Raw genomic sequence first — 21,888 nt, forward strand, 5'->3', positions numbered from 1 at the left:
CCGGAGGCGGCGCTGAAAAAAGTTTGCCATTTGCACCCATTGTAGCCATTATACTTCCGCACCCCAAAAACGGCAATGGAATTTTTGTTAAAAATCCGAAAGTGCAAAAGTTTTCTGTTTCGCTTAAAACTTTGACTAATTTTTGACGATTCTCGTTCGTTTCACCGAATCAGCAGGGGTTTTTCGGTGTAGCAGCCGCCCATGGGGCCGGGGGCGCGGCGGCAGAGGGCGGCCAGGTCCGCAGCGGTGGCGTGGGCGGCGGCCGCCGCCCGGCAGGCCTCGTTTTCCCGGCCAAGGCGGGCAAGGGACGCCCCGGCGGGCTTTTTTGCCCCCTGCAAAAGGGCGAGGCCCCGCTCGTTCGCCGCCAGCACATGAACATAGGGCGGCAGGGCGGGCAGTTCGCCGGTGTAGCCCAGGGCCGCCGCCAGCACATAGCGGCGCAGCCGGGCGTGGGCGTAGCGCTTGGACTTCATCGAGTCGTAAAGGCCCGGCAGGTCTGCGGCGGCGCGCACGGCGTTCTCCAGCAGGTGTTCCAGCCCCTCGGCGGTGCCCCGGGTGCGGGCAATGGCGGCGGCGTCCATCCCCCGCAGGCGGGAGAGCAGGGCCACCCCCCAGGCTTTTTCGTCCAGGTCGGCCCCGGAGGCTTCGGCCTCTTTATAAAGGGCCAGGGCAGCGTCGGGCACATAGCCCTCCAGCGCCGCCGCGCCCCCTTTTCGCCAGAGGGTGCGCAGGCTGGAGGCGCTGGCAAAGCCCCCGGCGCCGGGTTCCGCCTCGCCGTGGGCCGCGCCCCTGCGGGGCAGGGCCCGCGGCGAAAGATGGCTGTTTTGGGCGGCGAGGGCCTTGCAGTACTCCACGCCCAGGTTGTTGTTGGGGCCCGCCAGCACCGCCCCCGCCCCGGGGCAGACTTCTTCGGCGGCGGCGGCCCGGGCGGCGGCGAAGGGCGCGCCCCCCGCGAGGCTGCGGGCCAGGGCGGCGGAGAACGCCTCCGAACGCAGGGCCCCGGCGGTGCGGATGAGGGGCGCCGTGTCCGGCGTCTCCGCCCCGAACACGAGAGTATCCAGCGCGGGCAGGGCGCTCAAAATCGCCACCCCGGCGGCGGCAAAGCCCTCGGCGGAGAGGCAGGCGTAGGGGTTCGGCAGGCACAGCACAAGATCGGCCCCGCAGCCGAGGGCCGCGGCGGCCCGCACCGAGGGCGGCAACAGCGCCGCGCCGCCCCGCTGGGTGACGTCGCCGCTCATGCAAACGGTCACTGTTTCGGCGCCCTGGCGGCGCGCTTCAGCGATCTGCCAGGCGTGGCCGGCGTGGAACGGGTCGTATTCTGCGATGATCCCGGCGTTTTTCACGGGTTTGGCCCCCTTTTTGCCTTGAAAAGCGATTTTCCCCATTATATAATAGTGGGTGGACAATGTAAATCCGGGCGGCAGCGGCCGCCAGAAACAGTTTTGGGAGGAAGTATCAATGAAAATCCTGGTTATCAACTGCGGTTCATCCTCGCTGAAATATCAGCTGATCGACATGACCGACGAGAGCGTGCTGTGCAAGGGCCTGTGCGAGCGCATCGGCATCGAGGGCAGCAAGATCACCCATCAGGCCCACGGCGGCAAGTGGAGCGAGGAAGTGCCCTTCCCCACCCACACCGAAGCCTTTATGAAGGTGGTTGAGATGATGACCACCGGCGAGGGCGCCGTTGTTGCCGACAAGAGCGAGATCGGGGCCATCGGCCACCGCATCGTGCAGGGCGCCGAGTTCTTCACCAAGAGCGAGATCGTCACCGACGCCATCATCGACAAGATCGAGGAGATCGCTCCCCTGGCCCCCGTGCACAACCTGGCCCACGTGCAGGGCCTGCGCAGCGCCAAGAAGGTGTTCGGCGCCGAGGTGCCCAACGTTGTGGTCTTTGACACCACCTTCCACCAGACCATGCCTCCCAAGGCTTATATGTACGGCGTGCCCTACGAGATGTACGAGAAGTACGCCATCCGCCGCTACGGCGCCCACGGCACCAGCCACCGCTATGTGAGCATGGCCGCCGCCAAGTTCCTGGGCAAGGACCCCGCCGAGCTGAAGATGGTCACCTGCCACCTGGGCAACGGCAGCAGCATCACCGCCGTGGACGGCGGCAAGTGCGTGGACACCAGCATGGGCCTGACCCCGCTGGCCGGCGTGCTGATGGGCACCCGCTGCGGCGACGTTGACCCCAGCGTGGTGACCTACATGGAGCAGAAGCTGGGCATCCACGGCCAGGAGATGGCCGACTACCTGAACAAGAAGTGCGGCCTGCTGGGCGTGTCCGGCGTGTCCAGCGACAAGCGCGACGTGGAGGCTGCCGCCGCCGCGGGCAACGAGCGGGCCAAGCTGGCCAGCGACATGCTGAACTACCAGATCAAGAAGTACGTGGGCGCCTACGCCGCCGTGATGGGCGGTCTGGACTGCGTCGTGTTCACCGGCGGCATCGGTGAGAACGACGGCTATGTGCGCGAGCAGGTGTGCAAGAACATGGAGTTTTTGGGCATCAAGCTGGACGAGGAGAAGAACAAGCTGCGCGGCCAGGACATCATCGACCTGTCCGCCGCCGACAGCCGCGTGAAGGTGTTGATGGTCTGCACCAACGAGGAGCTGATGATCGCCCGCGACACTCTGGCGCTGGTGACCGCGAAGTAAATCATCCCCTGTTTTTCAAGGGCCGCCCCGGTTTGGGGCGGCCCTTTTTTGCGTTTTTGCCCTGCCGGCGCACATTTTTCCATCCCGGCCCTTGACAAAGCGGCCCGGAGGTGCTATGGTTAGTCACACAAGCAATGAACCAACGAACAGCAGGCGGAGGTGAACTGCGTGCATGGAAGTTTGAACGACCAGTCGCTGATCTATCTGCAGATCGCGCAGATGCTGGAGGACGACATCCTCCGGGGCGTTTACCGGGAGGAGGAGCAGGTGCCCTCCACCAACGAGCTGGCCAGGGAATACAACATCAACCCGGCCACGGCGGCCAAGGGCATCAATCTGCTGGTGGCGGAGGGCGTGCTCTACAAACGGCGGGGCATCGGCATGTTCGTTGCTCCCGGCGCCACCGCCGCGGTGAAGGAAAAGCGCCGCAAGGCCCTGGGCGAGGAGTATGTGCTGCCCCTTCTGCGGGAGGCAAAGTCTCTGGGCCTTGGCAAGGAAGAACTTTTGGCGATGGTGAAAGAGGCCATCGAACATGAAGGAGGAGAGAAGGCATGACGAGCGGCATTTTGCAGGCGAAGGGCCTGTGCAAATCCTACAAGGACAAACAGGTGCTGAAAAATCTGGACATCACCATCGAGCCGGGCAAAATTTACGGGCTCATCGGGCGCAACGGCGCAGGCAAGACCACCCTTTTGGGCATCCTGACCGCCCAGAACACCCACGATTCCGGCGAAGTGACCTATAACGGCGAGCCGGTGTGGGAGAACCCCAAAGCCCTGGCGGACCTGTGCTTTTCCCGCGAACTGCAGGCCACCCTGTTCTACGGCCAGAACAATCTGAAAGTGCGTCACTACCTGCAGGCCGGGGCCACCTTCTATCCCCGTTGGGACGAGGAATACGCCCGGCGGCTGCTGAAAGAATTCGGTGTGGAGGAGAAAAAGCGGGTGAGCCAGCTCTCCAAGGGCCAGCTTTCCATGGTGACCATCCTCATCGCCCTGGCCAGCAACGCGCCCATCACCATTCTGGACGAGCCGGTGGCGGGCCTGGACGTGGTGGCCCGGGAGCGGTTTTATCAGCTGCTGCTGGAGGACTACGCCCGCACCGGCCGCACCTTCATCATCTCCACCCACATCATTGAGGAGGCCGCGTCGGTGTTCGAGCGGGTGCTCATTCTGGACGACGGGCGCATCATCGAGGACGAGGAGACGGAGGAGCTGGTGGACCAGTTCCGCTATGTGTCCGGCGCCGCCGAGGAGGTGGACCGGGTGTGCGAAGGGATGACGGTGGTGAGCGAGCGCGCCATGGGCCGCCGCAAGACCGCCGCCGTGCGGGACACCGCCGGCCGCCGGGCCGCCGATTTGGAAGGCACGGGCGACGTGGACGTTTCGCCCCTGAACCTGCAGAACGTGTTCGTGGCGCTGTGCGGCCACGAGCCGGTGGAATGAGGGAGGTGGCGGCATGACACGCTGTTTCCGGTTTCTTCTGCGCTTTTCCCTTATCAATCTGGCCGTCTTTGCCGCCGCGGCGGCGGTCATCGTGGGCGGGGCCTTCGTCACCGACGTGCCTTCGGGGAACACGAACCTCTTTTCCACCTATTTCGATGGTTTTCCCGCCCTGTCGCTGTTCATCCTGTTCATGATGGCCTTTTCCATGACGAGCACCCTCACCCTGGCCCTCAACTTCGGGGCCACCCGCAAGGCCCTGTTCGTGGCGCTGCAGGGGGTGCTGGCCATCTACGCCGTGGGCGGCTGGGCCATCTCGGCTCTCTTTTCCCTCGTGCCGGTGTGGTTCGGCTGGCCCCGGGAGGGGGCGGCCACGGTGCTGATGCTCAACACCAGCCCCGCCTTTCTGGCGGCCGCAGCCGCAGCCGCGGTGCTGGGGGTGCTCAGCGGCGTGATGATGATCCGCAGCCGCGTCATCGGGAGCATGGTCATCATTCTGGCCATGCTGCTCATGATGGCGGGCACCTTCTGGCTGGTCATCACCGGCGGCACCTTCTCCGGCGGGATGTGGGGCGACCTGCCCTGGCTGCTGCCCCTGGCGCTGGGGCTGGCCGCCGTGGCGGCGGATGTGTTTTTGTATCGCTATCTCAAGGGCTATGTGGTGAGGTGACAACGGCATGTTTAAAAACTTTTTGAAGATGAACGCCGGCGACTTCTCCTTTTACGCCGCGATCACCGGCGGGCTGTTTTTGCTGGGGGAGGTGGTCATCCTCTGCGTGATGGCCATCGCCAGGCCGGACACCAGTATCTTCCTGGCGGGCATCGTGCTGCCCATTGTGGCGGCTTTCTCCCTGTTCATCATGAGCTTCACCAACTCCACGGTGATGTTCGACACCGCCCTGCGCTTCGGGCGCACCCGGCGGCAGAGCCTGGGGCTGGTGGTCGCGCTGCTGGCCTTGGAAGGGGCCTTCGTCATGGGTCTGGCCGGCCTTTTGGCGCTGGCGGAGCGCTTTCTGCTGCCCGGCCTTTGGGCGAAGCTGGCGGGCTTTGAGGGCTGGAAGCTGGGGCTGAACATGCCGCTGCCCGAGGGCAGCGGGCCCGCCGGGCCCGCGCTGCTTCAGATCGAGGACTTCGTGCTGGCCTGGTGGTGGTACCCGCTGCTGCTGGCGGCGGCGCTGGCGCTGGGGCTTTCTTTCGGGGCGCTCATCCAGCGTTTTGGTCCCAAAGGCGCCTGGGTGATGTGGGCCATCTGGATGGGCCTGTGCTTCGGACCGCAGCTGCTGGGTCAAAACGCCTACCTCATCGGCCAATGGAGCATCGGCCTGATCGCGGGCGTGGCGGTGCTGGTGGCCGCGGGCCTTGTGTGGGCGGTGTGGTCGCTGCTCCACGCGGTGGTGCGCTGGTAAGGAGGCAAAAGCATGGTGCATGTGGTCTTTTCCACCTCGGAAAAAGGCAGCCTGCGGGTGGCGCTCTCCGGCCCGGGGGGCGCGGCGGCGGTGGCCGTCATCGGCGGCGCGGGCGGGCCGCTGGGCCGCCTTGCCGCAAAACGGGAGGCCGCCCGCCAAAGGCAGCGGGCCGCCGGGGCCCTGCCCATGGAGGGCAGGCCCGCCGACGTGGTCTGCCTGCCCCTGGCTTTGAGCGTGGGGGATATTTCCGAGGCCGAGCCGGGCGAAAAACGCAAGGCGGAGCTGGCGGGCCTTTGGGCCATGGACAGCGCCGAGAACGCGGAGGTGGCCGAAAAGATGCTGGCCGAAGCCCGCGGGGCGCTGGAAACCCTGCGCCAACGGGCCGCCTGCGGCGAAGTGGTGCGGGTGTGGCAGAGCCCCGGTGCGGACGCTGCCTGCGGCATCCGCTCTCTGGCGGCCTGGCTGCGGCCTCTGGGGTTTGACAAGCTGCGAGTGGAACGGGTGCGGCTGCCAGAGTTTGAGGCACGGCCGGATGGCACCGCGGTGCGGTACGACAGCTGGGGCGAAGTGGAGCCCTGGCACTGGGCCGCGCTGGCCGACCCCACTCCCCTGCCCGCCCCGGCGCTGAACGCCCTGGCCCAGGAGTGGGCGCTGCTGGCGGCGCAGAACGCCCCCCTGCGGGCGGTGGTGAACGGCCGCCTTGTGAGCGTTCCGGAGGATTTTTACGACTGCTTCGTGCTGGAGGTCCTGCGCGCCCAGCCGCAAGAGTTTCGGGAGGCCGAGGCCATCGGGCGGCTGCTGTGCACCCTGCGCCCCGGCGTGAGCGACGGCTTTGCCGCCAGACGCATCGAGGCGCTGGTGCAGAAAGGTCTTTTGGAAGAAATCGATGGCCCGCGCCCCGGCCGCCCGGTCTATGACCGGGTGCTGCGCAAGACCGGCCTTTGAAACACGCAAAAAAAGGAGCCCCCATGCAAAAGCATGGGGGCTCCCCTTCGTTTTCTTATTTCTTGTAAAGCACGTCGCGGATGCGCTCCAGCGCCTCCTGCAGCATGGCGCGGGGGCAGCCCGCGTTCAGGCGGATGTGGCCCTCTCCGCCGGGGCCGAACCAGCCGCCGGGCACGCAGATGACCGCCGCCTCCAGCACGATGCGCCGGAACAGCTCCTCGTCCGAAAGGCCCAGGCCCCGCAGGTCCAGCCAGCCCAGGAAGGTGCCTTCCGGCTTGGGCAGCTTTGCGCCGGGCATGTTCTTTTCCACAAATTCCGACGCAAAGGCCATGTTCTGCTCCAGATAGGCCAGCTCCTGCTCCATCCACTCCTCGCCCTCGCCGGTGTAGGCGGCGATGGTGCCCTCCAGGCCGAAGGTGTTTTTCACATCCAGCGACATGGCCACCTGCATGGCGTTGAACGCCTTGCGCAGCTCCTCGCTGGGGATGATGGAGTAGCTGGACTTGAGGCCCGCCACGTTGAAGGTCTTGCCGGGGGCGTTGAGCAGGATGCACTTCTGGCTGTACTTTTCGTCCAGCGCCAGGATGGGGATGTGCCGGTGGCCGGTGTAGACGATGTCGCTGTGGATCTCGTCGCTCACCAGCAGCACGTCGTTGGCGGCGCAGATGTCCGCCACGCGGCGCAGCTCCTCCTCCTTCCACACCCGGCCCACCGGGTTGTGGGGGCTGCACAGCACCATGATCTTGTTCTCAGGCTTCGCCGCAAGCCGGGCCAGGTCGTCGAAGTTCATCTCAAAGCCGTGCCCGGTCTCCACCAGCGCGTTGTTCACCACGACGCGGCCCGCCTGCTGCACGATGGTGGCAAAGGGGTCGTACACCGGCTGCTGGATGATGACGCCGTCGCCCGGCTGGCTGAAGGCGCGGATGGCGATGTTGATGCCCGCCACCACCGAGGGCAGCTGGGTCACCCACGCGGGGGACACATCCCAGTTGTGGCGGCGCTTCTGCCAGCCGCACACGGCGGCGTAGTAGCTCTCCATGGGGGCGCAGTAGCCAAAGATCTCCTTGGCGGCCCGCGCCTCGACCGCTTTCACGATGCAGGGCGGGCAGGCGAACTCGGTGTCCGCCAGCCACATGGGGATCATGGTCTCGGGGATCTCCCGGTGCAGATACATGCTCACCGCCTTGGCGTGCCATTTCATGTCGTTGGTGCTCTTGCGGTCCACTTTGCGGTCAAAATCGTATGTCATGGGTCTTTCCTCCTTCGTTCCCCCGCCGACGGCGGGGGCATGTCGGCACAGCCGCCGGCAGGCTTATTTCGCGGTGTAGTTTGCCTCCAGCTTGACATGGCGGTTGCGGGCGAAGGCCAGCACCACGGCCAGGGCCAGGATGCAGCAGTTGCCCAGGATCTGCACCGGCGCGGTGCTCACCAGCAGCAGCACGATGGAGATGACGGTGATGACCAGGGTCAGGCCGCAGACCACCTTCAGCACCGTGCCGCTCACATGGAACTTGGACTGGCTCCACAGCTCCGGCATGATCTTGGGCAGGCGCAGCGCCGCATAGGCGATGACGCCGCGGATCGCGGTGGTCAGGATCACGGTGCTGTTGGCCACGGTGGTCAGGTCCAGGCCCACCAGGATGGGCACCAGGCCGATGAGGTAGAAGGCCAGCAGGATCCAGTGGGGGGTGCCGAACTTCTTGTTGCAGGTGGCCAGGCCCTTGGGCAGCCAGCCGTCCTTGCAGGCGCGCAGGGCGGGATAGGTCATCATGCCGATGGAGAAGTTCAGGGTGGTCAGCAGCGCGAAGATGGCGCCGCCCACCACGAAGAAGGTGTGGACCGGGCCGGGCATGAACACAGCGGCGGACACGCTCAGGGGCTGGTTCGCCACCTCGCTCACCGGCAGCACGCCGGCGGCGATGGTGCTCATCACAGCATACAGCACCACGATGGCGCCGGTGGAAACGATGATGACGAAGGGGATGTCCTTGGTGGGGTTCTTGGCTTGGGAGCTGTAATTCACCACATAGGTCGCGCCGCCGCAGGCGAAGTTCAGATACACGGAGGCCAGCAGAAAGCCGGTGATCCCGCCGGTCATGAACTGGTCAGGAGCCATGTAGTCCGGCTGGATGTGGCCGATGCCGAACGCCACATAGGCGCCGATGGCCACCGCCAGCACCACGCACAGGATGTTCTGCAGGCGGGCCGCCTGCTTGATGCCGAACAGGTGCATGCCGAACAGGGCGGTGAGCACGATGAAGCTCAGCAGCTTCACGTTCACGCCGGGCACCAGGGCCAGGAAGTAGTCGGCGAAGGACAGGGTGTACATGGAGATGGCCAGCGACATGGCCAGGTTCACGAAGGTGTAGATGCCGGCCAGCTTCTGGCCCGCCAGCACGGCGATCTGGGAATACTGGCCGCCGGGGAAATTGGCGGTGCCGCCGATGTAGATCTGGGGAATGGCGGACACGATGGTCAGCACGCCCGCCAGCAGATAAGCCAGGTTCACCGACCGGCCGGTGAAGCCGATGGCGATGCCGGTCATGGTCATGATGCCCACGCCGATGATCTGGCCGATGGCCATGGAGAACAGGTCGGTGCGCGTGAGTTTTTTGTTCTGGGCGCCGGTTTCAGTTTGAGACATGGTTTGATTCCTCCTTGTTTCAGGTCGTTGCAGCGTTGAGATGCGATCGTTTTCCCGCCGCCCCGCCGGGCCCTGTGCCCTGCCCGGGGCGATTTTGGCCTGCACCTTCCTTTCAATTCGTTACATGCTAACGCAAATGTGTTTCAAAAAGCCGGCGCTCCCGCCGGCAGGGGCCCTTTTTGTTAGCTGCTAACCTATTTGCCCAAAAAGAAACCGCCGGGCCTTCCGGCGATGGAAAAAGGCAGGTTTGCCATGTTGGAAAACTTGTTAGCTGCTAACATAAATTATAAAGAGAAGGCCTCTGCTTTGTCAATTTGGCAAAACAGAGGTCTTTTGCAAGGCTGTTTGTGTATTTTCACAACAATCGCTCGCCGATGTCCTTGTTCAGCGACTCGAACAAATCGCGCATGCGGGCTTCGTAGCGCAGCACAAGGCTGACTTCTTCGTCGGAAAAGCCGTCCAGCCACTGGCTGATGTAGCCGTAGTTGCGCCGGTCGGCGGCCTGGTGACGGCGGCACAACTCCTTGCCCGCGTCGGTGAGCCGCACGATGGACTGGCGGCGGTCCTTGGGATTCGCGGTGCGCTGCACCAGCCCCTTTTTCTCAAGGCGGGCGGCCAGCTGCGACACCGCCCCGTGGGTCACGCCCAGGCGGGCGGCCAGCTCCGAAACGGTGGGTTCGCCGCCGGGGCCGACTGCGGTGAGAAAGTGCGCCTCCCGCATGTAGAGCATCATGCCGGGGGCATAAAGGTGCTTTTCGTTCAGATACCGCTCATAGGCCTCCATGCCGCGGCGCTTTTCCTCCATCAGGGTCCGGATCAGTTCCACGCGCTCCATTCCGTTTCCTCGCTTTTCTGGCAGTTCTGCGCTGATTTCACACCGCGCGGTTTTCTATCTTACGCTCTTTTTTCATCCTGCGCAAGTGCTTTGCGGCACGGACCTTTTCAGCAGCCTTTTAATTTGTAATACACCGCAAAGGCCGCGCGGCTCACCGGCTCGAACAGCCCTGTTTTCACCAGGGCTTTGCGCACCCGGTAGCCCAGCGCCCGGCGGTCCGCCTCGGTGTTGGCCACGTCCATGAAATAAATTTTCTCAGGCCGGAAGTTGTGGTCGGCCCAGATGCAGAGCAGATACTCCGAGATGAAGCCGCACATCCGCGGGTCCAGGATGCCCTGTTCTTCGCCCAGGCGCTCGAACTCCTCCAGCAGGGGGAACATCCAGGCGCTGTAAGCGCAGAAGACCTCCCGCTTTGCCACCAGCATGTTGCCGAAGCTGGCCCGGTGGCCGTAGACGAATTTTTCAAAGGAGGGCAGATACTCCGGGCAGCGGCGGGTGACGATGTCCTCCAAAAGCAGCAGGGGCTTGTCTTGCCCTTCCCGGGGCTTCGAATGATAGAGCGTGCCGTTGTAGGCCAGCTTGTAGACGGGTTTGGGCAAAACGATGTCGTACTTTTCCAGAAGGGCGTCCGCCTCGGCGGCGGTGAGGATCTGGCTCTTCACGTCGGGGGCGTACATGTCCTTCACGAAATAACGCCGGTAGTGCACAAGGCCCATCACCCGGGGCTCGGTCAGGTTCTTCCAGGCCCAATACTGGGCGGTGAGCTCGCAGTACTGAGGGTTTTTGACCGAGATGTTCTCCCCCTCGTCGTCCCGCTGAAAGCCCAGGTCCTTCTGGGCCAGCGCCGCGCCCACCTGCACCGGCAGATAGCCCTCCAGCGCGGGCGGGTCAAAGGGCTTGTGGGCCGCGATCAGGATCGCCGTTTCGCCCATGGTGTGTCCTCCTTTTTTGCCCGGCGTGCGGGCGGTGTGGTTTGCGCTTATTGTACCACAGCGCGCCGGGGCTTTGCAACGGCGGAGGGCCCGTCCCCCTTTGTTGCAAGGAGGCCCGTTTTTTGCTATACTCTATTCTGTATAAGTGTGGGCCGCGCGGCCAAACAAAACCAGCGGAGGAAAATGCGATGAAGGTGATGTGGGTCCTGGATTTTCTGCCCCCCGTCTTTTCCGGGCGGCTGGGCCTTGCCCCCCAGGCCAGCGGAAGCTGGGCGGTGAGCCTTCTGGCCGCTCTGCCCAAAGAGGGGCTGGGCCTGGTTCTGTGCAGCTTTTCGCCGGAGCTTTCCGCCCCCTGCCGGGAGCGCATCGACGGCGTTTCCTATCTCGGCCTGCCCGCCGGGGACCGCCCGGCGCTGGAAACGGCGCTGGCGGAGGAAGCGCCCGACCTCATCCAGCTGTTCGGCACCGAGAACGACCACGCGCCCTGGGTGCTGGAAGGCTTTGACCCCCAAAAGGTGCTGGTCTACATCCAGGGTCTGGCCGGGCCCTGCGGCGAGCACATGGCCGACGGCCTGCCGCCCCGCTTTCTGCGCCGTCAGCCGCTGAAAGAGGCGCTGGCAAGGCGCACCGGCGGGCTGACCGTTCTGGCCCAGAAGGAGCGCCTGCTGGCCCGGGGCGAACGGGAGCGGGCGGTGCTGGCAAAGGCGCGGCACATCCTGGGCCGCACCGACTGGGACAAGGCATACTGCGCCGCCGCAGCGCCCGAGGCGGAGTATCACCACCTGCCGGAGATCATGCGCCCGGTGTTCTATCCCGGCGGCTGGCAGCGGCAGAGCGCCCGGCCCCACCGGCTGTTCGTCAGCCAGGGCAACATCCCCCTCAAAGGCCTGCACCGGGCCATCGAAGCGCTGGCGGAACTCGCAAAGCAGTGGCCGGACGCCCAGCTCTATGTGGCGGGCTGGCCCCCGCCGGACAAAGGCCCCCTGCTGCGGCCGCTGGTGCACTGGCTGGCGGAATACCCCGGCTATCTGGACGAGCTTGCCCGCCGGCTGGGCGTTGCCGACCGCATCCACTACACCGGCGTTCTGAATGCCGAGGGCATGCGCCAGCAGTTTTTGCTGGCGGAGACCTATCTGCTGTGTTCCAGCATCGAGAACAGCCCCAACTCCCTGGGCGAGGCCATGCTCACCGGGGTGCCCTGCGCCGCCGCGGCGGTGGGGGGCGTGCCCAGCATGCTGAGCGAAAAAGAGGGCGAACTGTTCGACCCCGCCGCCCCCGGCGAAATGGCAAAGGCAATCGCCGCCCTCTGGGCCGACCCGGCCATGGCGGAGGAAAAGGCCGCCGCCGCCCGGGCGCGCGCCCTGGCCGTCCACGACCCGAAGGCCGTGGCCGCCGCCCTGCTGGACCTTTACCGCCGGCTTTGCCCCGGCGGCTGATTCAAAGAAAAGGAAGTGGACCCCATGGCCCCTTTGGTGACGGTCGTCATCACCACCTACAACCAGGAGCACTACATCCGCAAGGCCATCGACAGCGTTCTGGCCCAAAAGACGGATTTCGACTTTGAAGTTTACATCACCGAGGACTGCGGCACCGACGGCACCCGCGCCATCTTGCAGGAGTACGCCGCCAAGTATCCCGAACGTATCCGGCTGAACCTGCGCCAGAAAAACGTGGGCATCAGCCGCAACTGGTACGAGGGGCTTTGCGCCGCAAAAGGCGAGTTCGTCTGCACTTTGGAAGGGGACGACTGGTGGCGGGACGAGTCGAAGCTGCAAAAGCAGGCGGATTTTCTGCGCGCCCACCCCGATCATCTTGCAGTGAGCCACACCCTGCTGCTCACCGACGACGAGGGCAACACCTACGGCACCCTGCCCGACGACAAACGCATCCTCAACGCCGACGCCACCATGGCGCTTTTCCTGCGGGGGGTCACCTACTCCTGCACCGCCTGCATGGTGCGCAACATCTTCCGCACGCCCGACCCGGCCCGGGAGGCCTACGTCACTGCCAACCGCAGCATCGCGGATTTTGCGTTGTGCATGCTGTATCTGGACGGCGGGCGGGTGTTCGTGATGGACGAGGCCATGAGCGCCTACCGGGTGGGCGGGCCTGGCGCCGAGCACAAGAACTACAACACCCGGGCCAGCGCCGTGAAAAAATACGCCGACTTTCTGGACGTGGTGCTGGCGAGCCGCAGCTACTTCGGCAGCCGCTACCCCTTCACCCGGTGCCTTTTGGCGGGCACCTTCTTCCCCCTCATCGACCGCATCAAATACGGCGGCCTGGGCCCCTTCCTCAAAGAGATGGGCCGCCTGCCCGCCGGGGCAAAACTTGCCCTGCCCTTTTACTTCGTTGGCCGCTGCTTCGGCCTTGTGTGGGCCAAACTCTTTGGCAAAAAGGAGGCCCGCGCATGAGCGAACTGCTGCTGAGCGTCATCGTGCCGGTGTACAACGCCGCCGCCACGCTGGAAAAGTGCGCGGCCAGCGTCCTTGACCAGGCCCCCGAAGCCGCCGAGCTGATCTTGGTGGACGACGGCTCCGCCGACGACTCCCCCGCCCTGTGCGACCGGCTGGCGGCGCAGGATGGCCGCGTGCGGGTCATCCACCAGAAAAACGGCGGAGCGTCCGCCGCCCGCAATGCGGGCCTTGCCGCCGCCAAGGGGCGGTACGTGCAGTTCGTGGACGCGGACGACTGGGTGAACCCCGGCCTGTACGACGCGGCCCTGCCGCCTTTGGAAGAGGGCGCGGACGTCTGCTTTTTCGGGGTGGACACCCTCTTGGGCGAGGTGAACGAGACCCTGCCCGCCGGGCGGATGGAGTCGCTTTCCGACCTTGCCGGGAATTTTGCCTACTATCTGGTGGACACCGGCCTGTTCGCAGCGCTCTACAACAAAATTTTCCGCCGCACCGCTCTCGACGGCGTGCGCTTTGACGAGGCGCTGAAAGTCAACGAGGACCTGCTCTTCTGCCTTGCGGCGCTGGAACACTGCGGCCCGGCCTATTTTATCCCCGCGGCCTATTACGTCTGCGACAACCGGGCGGAGGGCAGCCTCTCCCGGCGGCTGCGCACCGACCTGCTGGACGCGGAGGAATACACCCGCCCGGCGGTGGAGGCCTTTCTGGCCCATTTCGGCGCGTCGGAGGAGGAGACCCGGCAGGTGCTTTTGAAGCGCCAGGGGGGCGTTGCCGCTGCCCAGTGCGCCATGCTGCTGGGGCGCAGGGGGGCGCTGCCCTTTGGGGAATGCCGCCGCCTGTTCGCCCGGCTGCTGGCCCCCGCCCACTGCCGCGACGCGGTGGCCGCCTGGGTGGCCGGCTGCTACACCGGCCCCGCCCGCCTTGTCTACGGGGCGTGCGTGCGGCTGCGCCTTGCCGGGGCGCTGGCCCTTGTGCGTTCTCTGCGTGCCGGCAGCTGAAACTTTTCTGAGGAGGCTTATTTTACATGCCCGCTGTCATCAGCTGCGTGATGCCCGTCTACAACGCCGAAAAATACCTTTCGGCGGCGGTGGAGAGCATCCTCAGCCAGAACTATCCTTATTTTGAACTGATTCTGGTGGACGACGGCTCCACCGATTCCTCCCCCGCCCTCTGCGGCGAATTTTCCCGCAAGGATGACCGGGTAAAGCTGCTCAGCCGCCCCAACGGCGGGGCCGCCGCCGCCCGCAATGCCGGCCTTGCCGCCGCCACCGGGCGCTACCTCACCTTTGTGGACGCGGACGACATCTTAAAACCCGGCGCTTTCGCCGCCATCGCCCGGGCCGCCGCCTCCTCCCCCGACCTCATCAGCTACGGCTTTGAGTGGCGGGAGGAGGAAAAGACCACCCCGGCGGTCTACCCCGCTTTCCAGTGCGGCCTGGATGGCTTCTGGGAGCATTTCGTGGGCTACTATCAGGCAAACCAGTTCTTCTCTTTGTGCAACAAGGCCTACAAGCTGGACACCGTGCGGCAGGCGGGCCTTTCCTTCAACACCGCCCTGCGCACCGGGGAGGACATCGCCTTCAACTTCGCTTTCTGGCCCCACATCGGCCGGATGGTGCATCTGGGGGAGAGCTTCTACGAATACTGGGTGCACCCTTCCACCCTGACCCACGCCGCCACGCTGGACAACCTGGTCACCAGCCAGCGGGTGCTGGACCAGATGGAGGCCTTCGTCACCGCCGCCGGCCACCCGGAACTGGCCGCGCCCCTCATCGAGAGCCAGCGCCCCCACGACGCGCTGAGTTTTTACACCCTGCTGTTGGACCGCACCAAGTCCTACCCCCTGGCAAAGCGGAAGGCGGCGCTGGCGGCCCTGTTCGAAAGCGACGTCTGGTACCCCGCCCTGCTGAAAGGGCTGGAAAGCATCCCCGGCCTTTACGGCAAGTATCTCCGTCTTGCCGCCCGCCGCAAAAGCCCCGCCCTCGCCTGCCTGCCCCTGCGGCTGCGGGGCGCAAAATAACCCGTTTCAGGAGGCGCATTTATGCCCACCATCAGCATCATCACCAGCGTCTACGACGCGAAGGACTATCTGCCCATCACCGTGAAGAGCATCCTGGCCCAGACCTTCACCGACTTTGAGCTCATTCTGGTGGAGGACGGCAGCCCCAACGGCTGCGGCGAACTCTGCGACGAACTGGCCAAGACCGACGGGCGCATCCGGGTGGTGCACAAGCCCAACGGCGGCCCCGCCAGCGCTGCCAACGCCGGGCTGGACGCGGCGACGGGCCGCTACATCAGCTATGTGGATTCCGACGACCTGCTGGAGCCGGACTTTCTGGAAACGCTTTACAACATGGTGCAGGAGAGCGGCTGCCCCCTGGCGGCCTGCGGCGCGGAGTGCATCGACGAAGAGGGCAACCGACTGGGCCGGGGCGTGACCGTGGCCGAGGACCTTCTGGGCGAGGGCGATGCCCTGGACCAGTTCTACGACGTTCTGCGGGACGGCGGCATGTACTGCATGGTCACCTGGAACAAACTCTACGACGCGCGGCTCTTTGAGGGCGTGCGCCACGACGAGACCATGTTCTTCGGCGACGACGCGAATATCATGGACAAGATCTACGACGGGCACCGCATCGTTGCCACCAACAAGCCGCTGTATCTCTACCGGGTGCGCACCGGCAACATGACCAGCGCCGCCTTCTCGGTGAAAAAGCTGGACGACCTGCGCCTTTACGGCTGCTGGGTGGACTTCTTCGCCAAGAAACCCGACCGGGCGGACCTCTACCGCCGTGCGGTGGCCCGCTACTGGCAGGTGTTCTATCTCTTTTACGTCCACGCCCGCAAGGCCGGGCCCCTCTCTCCCGAGTTGAAAGCGGGCTTTGCGAAGCATAAGAAAAAGCTGAACGGGCTGCTTTCCGCTATTCTGCACTGTCCCTATGTGCCCGCCGGGGAAAAACTGCGGGCGGTGCTGTTCGTGCTGAGCCCGGAGGGCTACTACCGTCTGGCGGCGGCCCGGGGCAGCCTGCACAAGGAGAAGGAGGCGGGCGCATGAGCGAAGAAAAACGTCCGGCCGTCAGCGTTATTGTGCCGGTGTACAAGGTGGAGGACTGCCTGCCCGCCTGCGCCGAGAGCCTGCTGGGCCAAACCTTCACCGATTTTGAACTGATCTTTGTGGACGACGGCAGCCCCGACGGCTGCGGTGCCCTGTGCGACAGCTACGCCGCGAGAGACAGCCGGGTGAAGGTCATCCACCAGAAAAACGGCGGCCTTTCCGCCGCCCGCAACTCCGGGCTGGACATTGCCCGGGGCGAGACCATCGCCTTTGTGGATTCCGACGACGTGGTGGCGGCGGACTATCTGGAAAAGCTGCACGCCGCCCTGGAAGAGACCGGGGCGGACATGGCCCTGTGCGCCGTGGAGGACGTGGACGAGGCGCTGGCTCCGCTGGACGAGCGGGTGCTCACCCTGCCCGCCGCCGCAGGGGCGTTCGGCGGCAAAGAGCTGCTGGCGGAGTTCTTCGGCCCCTCCTCCACCTACTACACCGTGGCCTGGAACAAGCTCTACCGCCGCGAATTGTGGCAAGACTTACGCTACCCCGCCGGGCGCATCCACGAGGACGACGCGGTGGCCCATCTGCTCTTCTGGCAGGCGGAGAAGGTGGTCTGCCTTGCCGACGTGCTCTATTTCTACCGCCTGCGCCAGGGCAGCATCTGCCGCACCGGGCTGCGCCCCTCCGCCTTCGACGGGGTGGACGCGGCGGCGGCCCGCTGCCGCTTTTTCGCCGCCCAGGGCCGCCCCGACCTGGCGGCGCTGGCCCTGCCGGGTGCCTGGCGGCGGTATCTGGCCCTCTGCGCCCAGTGCGAGAAGACGGCCCTCACTTGGCCCCTGGCCGCCCGCTGGCAGGAGGCCCAGGCCCAGATGTCCACCCTGCTGCCCCTTCTGAAAAACTGCCCCGGCCTTTCCCCTCGGGAGAAATTAAGCTGCCGCCGGTGGGCAAAACGGGCGCTGCCCCTGCCCCCCAAAGCGGACAAGCCCCGGGTGGCGCTGCTGCTGCCGCCCGGCCTGCCGGTGCCCGCCGTGAAGGGCGGCGCGGTGGAGACCCTGGCGGAGCATCTGGCCCGCCAGAACGCCCGGTTCAAAGAGATGGAGCTGGCGGTGCTCTGCCAGTGGGACGAAGAAGCCGCCGGCGAGTCCGCCCGCTTTGCGGACACCCTCTTTTACTACCAAACGCCCCCGGCGCAAGGCCTCGGCCACCGGCTGGCGGTGCGGCTTTCGGCCCTTTTGGGCAAGCCCATCCACTGGAACCGCTGGTACGCAGAGCCTCTTGACTTTTTGAAGCGGCTGGACGCCGACTGGTATCTGGGTGAGGGTGGCGACCTTACCGGCTGGCGGCAGGCCAGCCGCGCGCTGGGACGCGGGCGCTTTGCTGCCCACCTCCACGGCGAAACGCCGGGCAGCGCCGCCCTGGACGAGATTTACAGCCGCGCTCTCTGCATCAGCGAATTCGTGCGGAGGGCCTGGCTCGCGGACAGCGGCGAAGCGCCCGAAAGCGCCGCCCTTGTGCCCAACTGCGCCGACATCAGCCTTTTCTGCCCCGAGGGGAAAGAGGGCGAGGCCGCGGCCCTGCGGGAGAAGCTGGGCTTTGACAAAGAGGACTTCGTGGTGCTCTTCTGCGGGCGCACCAGCCCGGAAAAGGGCGTTCATCAGCTGCTGGCCGCCATGGCGAACATTCCCGATGAGCAGGTGAAGCTGCTTGTGGTGGGCAGCCCCTTCTTCGGGGCCAAAGACCGCTCGGACTACGCCGACGGATTGCGAAAGCAGGCCGAAACGCTGGGCGGGTGGGTGAAGTTCGCCGGCTTTGTGCCGAACCCCGAACTGCCTGCCTATTACCGCATGGCCAACGCCGCCTGCTTCCCCGCCCTCTGGCAGGAGCCGGCGGGCATCACCGCCATCGAGGCCATGGCCTGCGGCTGCCCGGTCATCGCCACCGCCTCCGGCGGCCTGCCGGAGTATCTCGAGGGCAGTGGGGCCGTCATCCTGCCCCAGAGCGAAGTGTGGGAGGACCAGCAGCTGCGCGGCGTGCCGGGCGTGCCGCCGCTGGAAAACACCATCGCCGAGGCCATCCTGGCCCTGAAAGCCGACCCCGCCCGCGCCGCCGCCATGGCAAAAGCCGGGCGCGAGGCCGCCGGGCGCTATTCGCCCGTGGCCTACTACCACACCCTGCTGGCGGCGCTGAAAAGCTGGAGCCGCTGAGAACGAACAAAGGAGCTTTTCGCCATGGAACCATTGGTCAGCATCATCGTGCCGGTGTATAACTGCGAAAAATTTCTGCCCGCCTGCATCGAAAGCATCGCAGGGCAGACCTGCGCCGACTTCGAGTGCATTTTGGTGAATGACGGTTCATCAGACGGCTCAGGAGCCGTCTGCGACGGGATAGCCCGTCGCGACCCGCGATTCCGGCCGATCCACAAGCCAAACGGCGGCGTGTGCAGTGCCCGCAACGCGGGTCTTGACGCGGCCCGGGGCAAATTCGTGCTCTTCTGCGACCAGGACGACCGCATCCACCCCGAGACGATCGCCACGGCGCTGTCGCACCACAAAAGTGCGCCGGAAGACCTCATCATGTGGCCCTACACCAGAGACCCCGCCGAATTCCGCCAGCCTCTGCCGCAGGGCGAGACCCTTTTCCGGCAGCAGGAGTTCGGCACTCTTTACTGCACCTTCATGCTTCCGCCGGTCTGGAACAAGCTGTTTGAGCGCGGGGTGCTGGAATCGCCTTCTCCCCTTCGCTTTGACACGTCCATCCGCAACGGGCACGAAGACCTGCCCTTTGTGTATGAATATCTCGCACGGCTTGCCCGCTTGCGGCCCGGATTCACTGTGCATTTCCTCCGCGCGCCCCTCTACTACTGGAGCGACGAAAACGACATGAGCGTTTCCAAAAAGGACGTGCATTACGAGCAATATTTTGAGGTGGAGCTGCCGCTGTTCATGCGTTTTGACCGCGACTGCAAAGCGCTTTATCACTGCCCGCCCCAGGACATGGCCGCATTTTATCAGCATGCCGTTCACACGCTGGCCTATGGGCTTTTGTTCGAGAAGGGCGCCAAAGGGCGCGCGCTCCTCGCCCGGCCCGAAGTGGCCCAGCTGCTGGACGGGCTGAAGGAGAGCCGGACTTTCAGTCCGTATTACCTGCCGTTCCGCTGGCGCAGCCCCGCTCTTGCCCGCTTTGTCATCCGGGCCGAACAGGAGGAGCGCCGCTCTTACTGGAGAGCCTACTGGCTCCTCTATTATCTTCTTGGCGGGAACTGGCGCAGATGATGTCTGCCGCCCGCCGGGCCAATGCAAAGGAGTGTTTTATGGTTCCTTTCGCAAGCATCATCGTGCCGGTGTACAACGCCGAAAAATACCTTCGCCGGTGTTTGGACAGCATCGCCGGCCAGACCTTTGCGGACTTTGAGTGCATCCTGGTGGACGATGGTTCCACCGACGGCTCACCTGCCATCTGCGACGAGTGGGCCGCAAAGGACAGACGGTTCCGAGTGATCCACCAAAAGAACGGCGGCGCCTCCGCCGCCCGCAACGCCGGGCTGGATGCCGCCCGCGCCCCCTGGCTCTTTTTTGTCGATTCCGATGACGCCATTGCCCTCTGCGCTTTGGAGCAGGTGCGGGACACACAGCTGAAAAATCCCCATGACCTGGTTTTTTTCGCCGCGGCGTTTGAACCCGGCGCGCTGCTGAAAGCCCCGGACCCGGAAGCCGTGCAGCGGTTTTCGGTGCAGGACATTGGGCTTTTCTGCGAGGTGGCACCCTTCCCCACGCCCTGGGGCAAGCTGCTGGACCGGGGACTCGTGGAGCGGGCGGGCCTTCGATTCGACACCTCTTTGCAGTGCTATGAGGACCGGCCTTTCATGAACGAGTACCTGCGCTGTTTTGCCGCGGAGGCGCCCGACGGCCGGCTGCTCTATATCACCCAACCGCTGTATTACTACGAGACAGGCAACGAATCCAGCCTGAGCAAGAGCACCAAAAATCAGCTGCGGCCCGCCCATTACCAGATGTTCGACCGTTTTTTGCAGGACTGCCTGCACGTCTACCACACGCCCCCCGAACAGCTGCGGCTGCCCGTGATGGAATATCTGAACACGGTCCTGTACGGTCTTTTCTGCACGCCCCGGGACCAGCGGCGTGACTGCGCGGCTCTTTTCTATCAAAGCCCGGAATATGCGCGGCTGATGGCCTTTTTTGAGGAGAACCGCCTGTTCGAGTGCCGCTATGTTCCCCTGCGGTTCCACTGGACCGGCCTCGCGGTGGCTCTGGACCAAAACCGCCTCACCCCCCGCCGGTGGTTCTACTGGAAGTTCCACTGGCTGTGCATGCACACGGCATATCTGCGCTGGAAGCCGCTTTTGAAATGAGAGCAAACGCCGCAAAGGGTTTTCTTGCTTGGCGCTTTATGGTATATTATAGAGTACACTTGTTTTTGCCTCGCTCGGTTTTGCCCATGCAAAGGAGATGATCCATCTGCCCGCGGTAAGCATCATAATCCCCGTTTATCGGGCGGAACGTTTTCTCTCCCGCTGCCTTCGCAGCGTGGCCGCGCAGAGCTTCACCGACTGGGAATGCCTTCTGATCGACGACGGAAGCCCCGATCAGAGCGCCAGCATCTGCCGGGAATTCGCGGCAAAGGACCCCCGGTTCTTGCTCTTCCAGCAGGAAAACGGGGGGCCGGGCGCCGCCCGCAACACAGGCCTGCGCCTGGCAAAGGGCGAGTTCGTCCTGTTTTTGGACAGCGACGACCTCTGGCCGCCGTATTTTCTGCAAACGGTGTTGCAGCTTCAAAAAGAGCAGCCTCACCGGCTGGTCCTGTGGGCATACACCGACGATAAGGCGGGTCTTGCGCCCTCCGCCGCCCCCGTCACACCGGAATTTTACGGGCGGGAGCAGATGGGGCGGCTCTTTCTGGACGGATTTCTCTATTATGTGTGGAACAAGCTGTTCCGGCTGGAGCTTATCCGCACGGCGAACCTTGCGTTTCAAACGGACCTTCGCTACGGCGAGGACCTCACCTTCTGCATGGAGTACATCCGGCACTGGTTCGCGGCGCCGGGCAGCGAGGGGGTCGCATTCTGCCGCGCCCCGCTGTACTACTACGAGACCGGCAATGAAGCCAGCATCACCTATCTCTACAAGCCCTGCTACTGCGAGGATGAAGTCTGGCTGACCGGCCGTCTGCTTGGCTGGTTCTCGGAGGATTTTCCCCTGCAAACTCCCGAACAAGCGCCCTTCTTCATCCACCTGCTGCGCACCATCGCAGGCGGGCTCTCGGTGGACCTGGCGCAGCCGGACGGTTACGCCCTGGCCCGCCGGCATCTGACCTGTCCCACTGTGCAAAATCTGCTGGCGCAGGCCGCCGGCATCAACGCCTACACCCCCTTTTGGCTGCCCATGCGCCGCGGCTGGGTCCGGCTCAGCGCTCTGCTGGGCCGCTGGCGGCTCAGCGGTTCCCGCTGGTATCATCGCGTTTACTGGGCAGGCTATCACCTGCACTCTCTGCGCACAGGCAAAAAGAGCCCTGTGATCTTATAAATTGCAAGCATCAGCTT

At 64.8% G+C, this 21,888-nt stretch carries 20 protein-coding genes; 15 read left to right on the forward strand and 5 right to left on the reverse strand.

Annotated elements, in window-relative coordinates:
• Positions 1-161: 161 nt before the first annotated feature.
• The gene (locus ACMI1Q_RS05460) at positions 162-1,343 is read right to left on the reverse strand and encodes a nucleotidyltransferase family protein (protein WP_419503058.1); all 1,182 of its coding nucleotides are present in this window, start codon (positions 1,341-1,343) and stop codon (positions 162-164) included.
• Positions 1,344-1,458: 115 nt separating this feature from the next.
• On the opposite strand from ACMI1Q_RS05460, the gene ACMI1Q_RS05465 reads away from it, so the two are divergent.
• The 6 genes from ACMI1Q_RS05465 to ACMI1Q_RS05490 all read left to right on the forward strand — a co-directional run bounded on the left by ACMI1Q_RS05465 (position 1,459) and on the right by ACMI1Q_RS05490 (position 6,454).
• Positions 1,459-2,661: an acetate/propionate family kinase gene (locus ACMI1Q_RS05465; RefSeq protein ID WP_419503059.1), complete on the forward strand. Its 1,203-nt coding sequence runs from the start codon at positions 1,459-1,461 to the stop codon at positions 2,659-2,661.
• Between the two features lie 168 nt (positions 2,662-2,829).
• A complete protein-coding gene (locus tag ACMI1Q_RS05470) occupies positions 2,830-3,216 on the forward strand; it encodes a GntR family transcriptional regulator (protein ID WP_177522219.1) in 387 nt (128 codons plus the stop codon).
• Entirely contained in the window at positions 3,213-4,106 is an 894-nt protein-coding gene (locus ACMI1Q_RS05475; RefSeq protein ID WP_419067756.1) for an ABC transporter ATP-binding protein, read from the forward strand. Before ACMI1Q_RS05470 ends, ACMI1Q_RS05475 begins: the two co-directional genes overlap by 4 nt.
• A 13-nt stretch (positions 4,107-4,119) precedes the next feature.
• On the forward strand, positions 4,120-4,773 hold the full coding sequence (locus tag ACMI1Q_RS05480; protein WP_394981360.1) for a hypothetical protein: 654 nt from the start codon (positions 4,120-4,122) through the stop codon (positions 4,771-4,773).
• Between the two features lie 7 nt (positions 4,774-4,780).
• Positions 4,781-5,509, forward strand: a complete 729-nt coding sequence (locus ACMI1Q_RS05485) for a hypothetical protein (protein ID WP_419503060.1) — start codon at positions 4,781-4,783, stop codon at positions 5,507-5,509.
• A 12-nt stretch (positions 5,510-5,521) separates the two neighbouring features.
• A complete protein-coding gene (locus tag ACMI1Q_RS05490) occupies positions 5,522-6,454 on the forward strand; it encodes a DUF3658 domain-containing protein (protein ID WP_419503061.1) in 933 nt (310 codons plus the stop codon).
• Positions 6,455-6,509: 55 nt separating this feature from the next.
• On the opposite strand, the gene ACMI1Q_RS05495 is transcribed toward ACMI1Q_RS05490, so the two are convergent.
• The 4 genes from ACMI1Q_RS05495 to ACMI1Q_RS05510 all read right to left on the reverse strand — a co-directional run bounded on the left by ACMI1Q_RS05495 (position 6,510) and on the right by ACMI1Q_RS05510 (position 10,865).
• Positions 6,510-7,703 carry a MalY/PatB family protein gene (locus ACMI1Q_RS05495; RefSeq protein WP_419503062.1) on the reverse strand — a complete coding sequence of 398 codons (1,194 nt, stop codon included), beginning with the start codon at positions 7,701-7,703 and terminating at the stop codon, positions 6,510-6,512.
• Positions 7,704-7,766: 63 nt separating this feature from the next.
• Positions 7,767-9,098 carry an APC family permease gene (locus ACMI1Q_RS05500; RefSeq protein ID WP_419503063.1) on the reverse strand — a complete coding sequence of 444 codons (1,332 nt, stop codon included), beginning with the start codon at positions 9,096-9,098 and terminating at the stop codon, positions 7,767-7,769.
• 355 nt (positions 9,099-9,453) lie between these two features.
• Positions 9,454-9,933 (reverse strand): MarR family winged helix-turn-helix transcriptional regulator, encoded by a 480-nt coding sequence (locus tag ACMI1Q_RS05505; RefSeq protein WP_419503064.1) that lies wholly within the window; start codon positions 9,931-9,933, stop codon positions 9,454-9,456.
• Between the two features lie 107 nt (positions 9,934-10,040).
• A complete protein-coding gene (locus ACMI1Q_RS05510) occupies positions 10,041-10,865 on the reverse strand; it encodes a DUF4422 domain-containing protein (RefSeq protein WP_419503065.1) in 825 nt (274 codons plus the stop codon).
• A 188-nt stretch (positions 10,866-11,053) separates the two neighbouring features.
• Here ACMI1Q_RS05510 and ACMI1Q_RS05515 point away from each other — a divergent pair, with 188 nt between their 5' ends.
• The 9 genes from ACMI1Q_RS05515 (at position 11,054) to ACMI1Q_RS05555 (ending at position 21,871) form a co-directional block, all read left to right on the forward strand.
• On the forward strand, positions 11,054-12,301 hold the full coding sequence (locus tag ACMI1Q_RS05515; RefSeq protein WP_419503066.1) for a glycosyltransferase family 4 protein: 1,248 nt from the start codon (positions 11,054-11,056) through the stop codon (positions 12,299-12,301).
• A 24-nt stretch (positions 12,302-12,325) separates the two neighbouring features.
• Entirely contained in the window at positions 12,326-13,279 is a 954-nt protein-coding gene (locus ACMI1Q_RS05520; RefSeq protein ID WP_419503067.1) for a glycosyltransferase family 2 protein, read from the forward strand.
• Complete coding sequence (locus tag ACMI1Q_RS05525; protein WP_419503068.1) at positions 13,276-14,277, forward strand: glycosyltransferase family 2 protein; 1,002 nt, start codon at positions 13,276-13,278, stop codon at positions 14,275-14,277. Before ACMI1Q_RS05520 ends, ACMI1Q_RS05525 begins: the two co-directional genes overlap by 4 nt.
• 26 nt (positions 14,278-14,303) lie before the next feature.
• Complete coding sequence (locus tag ACMI1Q_RS05530) at positions 14,304-15,299, forward strand: glycosyltransferase family 2 protein (protein ID WP_419503069.1); 996 nt, start codon at positions 14,304-14,306, stop codon at positions 15,297-15,299.
• A gap of 21 nt (positions 15,300-15,320) precedes the next feature.
• Entirely contained in the window at positions 15,321-16,334 is a 1,014-nt protein-coding gene (locus ACMI1Q_RS05535; protein ID WP_419503070.1) for a glycosyltransferase family 2 protein, read from the forward strand.
• Positions 16,331-18,535 carry a glycosyltransferase gene (locus ACMI1Q_RS05540; protein ID WP_419503071.1) on the forward strand — a complete coding sequence of 735 codons (2,205 nt, stop codon included), beginning with the start codon at positions 16,331-16,333 and terminating at the stop codon, positions 18,533-18,535. The genes ACMI1Q_RS05535 and ACMI1Q_RS05540 overlap by 4 nt, the downstream gene beginning before the upstream one ends.
• 24 nt (positions 18,536-18,559) lie before the next feature.
• On the forward strand, positions 18,560-19,603 hold the full coding sequence (locus tag ACMI1Q_RS05545) for a glycosyltransferase family 2 protein (RefSeq protein ID WP_394979996.1): 1,044 nt from the start codon (positions 18,560-18,562) through the stop codon (positions 19,601-19,603).
• Between the two features lie 38 nt (positions 19,604-19,641).
• Positions 19,642-20,700, forward strand: a complete 1,059-nt coding sequence (locus ACMI1Q_RS05550; protein ID WP_419503072.1) for a glycosyltransferase family 2 protein — start codon at positions 19,642-19,644, stop codon at positions 20,698-20,700.
• Between the two features lie 97 nt (positions 20,701-20,797).
• Positions 20,798-21,871, forward strand: coding sequence for a glycosyltransferase family 2 protein (locus ACMI1Q_RS05555; protein WP_419503073.1), 1,074 nt, complete (start codon positions 20,798-20,800; stop codon positions 21,869-21,871).
• Positions 21,872-21,888 lie beyond the last annotated feature (17 nt).

The organism is Candidatus Allofournierella excrementavium, assembly GCF_048526665.1.
GTDB lineage: Bacteria > Bacillota > Clostridia > Oscillospirales > Ruminococcaceae > Allofournierella_A > Allofournierella_A excrementavium.